This is a genomic window from Sphingomonas bacterium, from assembly GCF_903644055.1.
GTDB lineage: Bacteria > Pseudomonadota > Alphaproteobacteria > Sphingomonadales > Sphingomonadaceae > Sphingomonas_I.
Genome location: NZ_CAHJXD010000295.1, coordinates 1 through 4,915, shown reverse-complemented (window position 1 = coordinate 4,915; position 4,915 = coordinate 1). Strand labels below are relative to the sequence as shown.

At 68.8% G+C, this 4,915-nt stretch carries 4 protein-coding genes; 3 read left to right on the top strand and 1 reads right to left on the bottom strand.

Annotated features, from left to right (window positions below; translation table 11 throughout):
• The 3 genes from alaS to HUU94_RS12585 form a co-directional block, all read left to right on the top strand.
• On the top strand, window positions 1–2,418 hold a 2,418-nt coding region (alaS, locus tag HUU94_RS12595; protein WP_174275412.1), incomplete at its 5' end, for an alanine--tRNA ligase.
• Between the two features lie 58 nt (window positions 2,419–2,476).
• Window positions 2,477–3,166 carry a serine O-acetyltransferase EpsC gene (epsC, locus tag HUU94_RS12590; RefSeq protein WP_174275411.1) on the top strand — a complete coding sequence of 230 codons (690 nt, stop codon included), beginning with the start codon at window positions 2,477–2,479 and terminating at the stop codon, window positions 3,164–3,166.
• Window positions 3,166–3,504 carry a DUF2794 domain-containing protein gene (locus tag HUU94_RS12585; protein ID WP_174275410.1) on the top strand — a complete coding sequence of 113 codons (339 nt, stop codon included), beginning with the start codon at window positions 3,166–3,168 and terminating at the stop codon, window positions 3,502–3,504. The genes epsC and HUU94_RS12585 overlap by 1 nt, the downstream gene beginning before the upstream one ends.
• 203 nt (window positions 3,505–3,707) lie before the next feature.
• Here the strand turns inward: HUU94_RS12585 and HUU94_RS12580 are convergent, their stop codons facing one another.
• Window positions 3,708–4,814, bottom strand: a complete 1,107-nt coding sequence (locus HUU94_RS12580; protein ID WP_174275409.1) for a hypothetical protein — start codon at window positions 4,812–4,814, stop codon at window positions 3,708–3,710.
• Between the last annotated feature and the right edge of the window lie 101 nt (window positions 4,815–4,915).

Below are 4,915 nucleotides of genomic sequence, written 5' to 3'. Positions count from 1 at the left end.
ACCGCGCGCCACCACACCTTCTTCGAGATGCTCGGCAATTTCTCGTTCGGCGATTATTTCAAGGAACAGGCGATCACCCACGCCTGGACCTTGCTGACGCGCGAATGGGGGCTCGATCCGGATCGGCTGACCGCGACCGTCTACCACAACGACGATCAGGCATTCGACCTCTGGAGGAAGATCGCCGGGCTCCCCGAAAGCCGCATCATCCGCATCCCGACCAAGGATAATTTCTGGGCGATGGGCGCCGACGGGCCGTGCGGGCCCTGCTCGGAGATCTTCTACGATCATGGCGATCACATCCCCGGCGGCCCGCCCGGCAGCCCGGACGAGGACGGCGACCGCTTCGTCGAGATCTGGAACCTCGTCTTCATGCAATTCGTGCAGGAGGCGGACGTCATCACCGGTGACCTGCCGAAGCCCAGCATCGACACCGGCATGGGGCTGGAGCGGATCGCCGCCGTGCTCCAGGGTGTCCACGACAATTACGATACCGATACGTTCAGGGCGCTGATCGCCGCTTCGGGCGAACTGACGAGAAGCGCCACCGACGGCGCCAACCAGGCCTCGCACCGCGTGATCGCCGACCATCTCCGCGCGAGCGGCTTCCTCGTCGCCGATGGCGTGCTGCCCGCCAACGAGGGGCGCGGCTATGTGCTGCGCCGGATCATGCGCCGCGCGATGCGGCACGCGCATCTGCTCGGCAGCGCCGAGCCGCTGATGCACCGGCTGGTGCCCGCCTTGGTCGCCGAGATGGGCGCGGCCTATCCCGAGCTCGTCCGCGCGCAGCCGCTGATCGAGGAGACGCTCAAGCTGGAAGAGGTGCGCTTCCGCCAGACGCTCGCCAACGGCCTGCGCCTGCTCGACGAGGCGACCGGCGGCATGACGGAGGGCGGCACGCTGCCGGGCGCCACCGCGTTCAAGCTCTACGATACGTTCGGCTTCCCCTATGATCTTACCGAGGATGCGCTCCGAGCGCAGGGAATGAGCGTCGACCGCGTGGGCTTCGATGCGGCGATGGCCGAGCAGAAGGCCGCCGCGCGCGCCGCGTGGAAGGGCTCGGGCGACAAGGCTTCGGACGATATCTGGTTCGATATCGCCGAGGAGCAGGGCGGCACCGAATTCATCGGCTATTCGGGGCATGAGGGCGACGCGCAGGTGCTGGCGATCGTCAAGGATGGCGCGCGGGTCGAGGCGGCCGGCGCGGGCGACGAGGTGACGATCCTCACCAACCAGACGCCCTTCTACGGCGAAAGCGGCGGCCAGCAGGGCGATGCCGGAGAGGCAGGCAACGACAATGGCTTTGCGGCCGAGATCGCCGATACGTCGAAACCGCTCGGTCGCCTCCACGCGCACAAGGCCCGGGTGCGCGGCGGATCGATCCGCGTCGGCGATGCGATCCACCTATCGGTCGATATCGGCCGCCGCGCCAAGCTGCGCGCCAACCATTCGGCGACCCACCTGCTCCACGCGGCGCTGCGCCACCGGCTCGGCGGCCACGTCACCCAGAAAGGCAGCCTCGTCGCGCCCGATCGGCTGCGCTTCGATTTCGCGCATCAGAAGCCGCTGACGCCCGAGGATATCGCGGCGGTCGAGGCGGAGGTGAACCGCCACATCCGTGAGAATGACGCCGTCACCACCCGGCTGATGACCCCCGACGAGGCGATCGCCGCCGGCGCGATGGCCTTGTTCGGCGAGAAATATGGCGACGAGGTCCGCGTGCTCTCGATGGGCAAAGGCGCGGAGGCCGCCTGGTCGGTCGAGCTGTGCGGCGGCACGCACGTCGGCGCGCTCGGTGACATCGGTCTGTTCAAGATCGTCGGCGAAAGCGCGGTCTCGTCGGGCGTCCGCCGCATCGAGGCGCTGACCGGCGAGGCCGCGCGGCTCTATCTGTCGGGCCGCGAGGAACGGTTGCGCGAGGCGGCGGCGACGCTGAAATCCTCGCCCGAGGAAGTGCCCGCGCGCATCGCCGCCTTGGTCGAGGAGCGCCGCAAGCTGGAGCGCGAGCTCGCCGAGGCGAAGAAGGCGCTCGCGCTGGGCGGCGGTGCCGCGAAGACTGACGACAGCGCCCCCGAGCAGATCGCCGGCATCGCGTTCATCGGCCAGGTGCTCGCCGATTTCGATCCCAAGGGCCTGCGCGGGCTGGTCGACGACGCCAAGGCGCGGCTTGGTTCCGGCGTCGCCGTCATCGTCGCGACCAACGACGGCCGCGCCAGCGTCGCGGTCGGCGTCACCCCGGATCTCGCGGCACGGCTTTCGGCGGTCGATCTCGTCAAGCAGGCGGTCGCGGCGCTCGGCGGACAGGGGGGTGGCGGCCGCCCCGACATGGCGCAGGGCGGCGGACCGGAGGCGGGCAAGGCCGATGCCGCGATCGCGGCGGTCCGCGTCGCTTTGGTCGAATCGGCGGCGGTGGCATGAGCCGCGCTGGAAATCGCCCCAGCGCTTGGCTAGATCGCCGATTCGGGGAGTATCGCCGATGAAGCGCGCGCTGATCGCCTATCTGGACAGCGTCAAGGCGCGCGATCCCGCGCCGCGTTCGCGCTGGGAGATATTGATCTATCCCGGCGCCTGGGCGCTCGCCTTCCACCGCGCGGCGCACTGGCTGTTCGAAGCCGAATTGTGGTTCCTCGCGCGGCTGGTCAACCATATCGGGCGGCTGCTCACCGCGATCGACATCCACCCCGGCGCGCGGATCGGCAGCTTCCTGTTCATCGATCATGGCTTCAGCGTGATCGGCGAGACCTCGCAGATCGGCGACAATGTCACTATCTACCAGAACGTCACGCTCGGCGGCACCAATCCCACCGATGGCATTCCCGGCAAGCGCCATCCGACGATCGAGGATGATGTCATCATCGGATCGGGCGCGCAGGTGCTCGGGCCGATCACCGTGGGCAAGGGCGCGCGGATCGGCGCCAATGCGGTGGTGACGCGCGACGTGCCTCCGGGCGCGACGATGGTCGGCATTCCGGCGCGGCCGACGCTGGTCGATGCCGATACGCTCCAGCATTTCGTGCCCTACGGCACGCCGTGCAGCGAGCGCTTCGATCCCGCGACGCAGCAGCTCGAAATCCTCAAGTGCGAGGTCGAGGCGCTGCGCGCCAAGCTCGCCACCCTGATCGATGCGCAAGCCAGGCGCGACGACGCGGATCGCCAATCGGCCTGATGGGGGTCGTCACGCCCTTCCCCGCCACGCGCGAGAGCGAAGTGGTGTTCGATCGCGCCGAGCTCAACCGCATCCTCGATCTCTACGGCCGCATGGTCGCCGCGGGGCATTGGCGCGATTATGCGATCCATTTCGGGCGCGAGGCCGCGTCGTTCGCCTGCTTCCGCCGCACCGCCGAGCGGCCCGAATATCGGATCGAGAAGCGCCCGGCGCTGCGCCAGCGGCAGGGGCAATGGGCGCTGATCGGCGAGGGCGGCGTCGTGCTCAAACGCGGACACGAGCTCGGCCCGGTGCTGGCACCGGTCGAGCGCAAGCTGATGAAGCTCGTCGAGGAGTGAACCGCTCCCTTCCGTTTGGGGTGGGGCGGGTTGTTGTCAAAGCCGCAAGGATCATGCTCCTCCCCTGGAAGGGGAGGTGGCGGCCCGTAGGGCTGACGGAGGGGTATCGCCCTATCCAAAGCGTGTCACCCCTCCGTCTGGCTCCGCCAGCCACCTCCCCTGCCAGGGGAGGATCGTCTCAGGCCTGCGAGAGGATCAAGCGATCAAGCCGGCCTCGGCACCACCGCCGGCCGGTCCAGCGCTGGCAGCATCGCCCGGAAATCGACGGGCAGCCTCAGCACCACCGTCCGCCGCACGACATGCCAGAAGGCCGACAGCATCAGCAGCACCGAACCGATCACCAGCGCGGTCAGCGCGACGTTGAGGCTCACCGCGCCGAACTGCTTGAACAGCCCCGCCAGCGCATAGAGCACATAGCCGAGGCTCGACACGAGCAAGGCGCGGCGATCGACCGCCAGCGCTACGATCCCGAACGCGACGTAGAGCAGGATCACGACGATCGCGGTGCCGACGCCGATCTCGCCGTTCATCACGCCGAGCAGCCAGAAGATCGGATGCGCGATCATCGGTGCCGCCGCGAGGTGCAGCCAGAAGGCGACGTCCGAACGGCGCGTCGTCCGCGTGCGGTCGCTCATGTCCCACCACATCGCGAAGGCGAAGACGCAGAGGCCCGCGATCAGCAGCGCCCACAGCCACGCCGATTGCAGCGCCGGCACGGTCGCGAAGACGAGGCTGAGCAGAGCGCTTACCAGCGCGCCGGTGAGCGCCGCGATCGTGACCGGGACGTGGAAGCGGCGCCAGTGCAGGTAGATCGCGCCCGCCGTCAGCAGGCCAACAAGCGCCGCCGATCGCGCCGCCGCCTGATCGCGCAGGCCGGGCAAAGCGAGCTGGACCAGCCCGAACAGCGCCCCCGCCGTGCCGAACGCGAATGTCCCCAGCAGCAGGATGCTGGGCAGCGCCATCCGCCGGGCCCTCGTGAAATATTCGGCGAGCATCCAGCTCGTCGCGGCGACGGCGGCCGCGCCGAGCAGCGATCGCGCGGCGAGATAGCGCATCGCCTCCGAATCGTCCGATGGAACGTGCTGCAAGGCGCCGCCGATGCTCGCGCCGATCCAGCCGACCGCGACGAGCAGCAGGATCGCCGCGATCGAGACGAAGATATCGTTGAAGCCGGTGATCAGGCGAAAACTCTCCTCGTCGACCGAAGATGTCTGCCGGCCCCGCGCGACGCTGTCGCGCAGCGCCGCCGCGGCCTCCGCGCTCAGCGCGCCCGATGCCACCGCCGCCTCGATATCGCTCTCGCTGTACATTCGCCTCTCCTCGGGCGGAGCGATAGCATAGCTGTATTGTGCGAGCAATACAGTATTCCCGTCACCCCGGCCTTGAGCCGGGGTCCCGCTGCTTGGCCGAC